Source organism: Micromonospora craterilacus (assembly GCF_003236315.1).
Classification (GTDB): Bacteria; Actinomycetota; Actinomycetes; order Mycobacteriales; family Micromonosporaceae; genus Micromonospora; species Micromonospora craterilacus.
Window position 1 is genome coordinate 1 of sequence record NZ_POTY01000518.1, and the last position, 859, is coordinate 859.

General features: G+C 70.2%; 1 protein-coding gene. It reads left to right on the plus strand.

The window, feature by feature from the left end; all coding sequences use genetic code 11:
• Window positions 1-103 precede the first annotated feature (103 nt).
• Window positions 104-796 (plus strand): lysophospholipid acyltransferase family protein, encoded by a 693-nt coding sequence (locus tag C1I95_RS34190; protein ID WP_111220259.1) that lies wholly within the window; start codon window positions 104-106, stop codon window positions 794-796.
• Window positions 797-859 lie beyond the last annotated feature (63 nt).

Sequence of the window (859 nt, forward strand, 5' to 3'; positions counted from 1 at the left end):
CCGGGTAGGCGTTGTGGTGGGCGGGCGGGGGTTCGTAGGCTCGTGCCACGACCGCCCGGCCCGCCCGTGCTGTCGTGAACCACTGCCTGGGGAAGGGACGCCGGTGCTGTACTGGCTGTTGAAGTACGTGATCCTCGGCCCGCTGCTGAGACTCATCTTCCGGCCGCAGGTGGAGGGCCTGCACCACGTACCGGCCACCGGCCCGGTGATCCTGGCCAGCAACCACCTCTCCTTCTCCGACTCGATCTTCACCCCGCTCATCGTGCCGCGGAAGGTCACCTTCGTGGCCAAGGCGGAGTACTTCACCGGCAAGGGGATCAAGGGCTGGCTGACCAAGATGTTCTTCACCGGCACCGGCACCATCCCGGTGGACCGTTCCGGTGGCAAGGCCGCCCGCGCCGCGCTGGACACCCAGCTCACGGTGCTGCGCGCCGGCGGCATCGCCGGCATCTACCCGGAGGGCACCCGCTCGCCGGACGGGCGGCTCTACCGGGGCAAGACCGGGGTGGCCCGGCTCGCGCTGGAGAGCGGCGCGCCGGTGGTCCCGGTGGTCATGCTCAACCTCGACGAGATCCAGCCACCCGGCACGATCATCCCGAAGCTCGAACGGGTCCGGATCCGCTTCGGCCCACCGCTGGACTTCTCCCGGTACGCCGGGCTGGCCGGCGACCGGTTCGTCGAGCGCGCGGTCACCGACGAGATCATGTACGAGCTGATGGAACTCTCCGGCCGCGAGTACGTCGACGTCTACGCCCAGAAGCTCAAGACCCAGCCGCCCGCCCCCGTCGCCGCCTGACCGGTTCGGGGTTGGTCAGGAGGCCAGGATCTGTGCCTCGCCGGTGGGCGGGTGGGCCAGGGT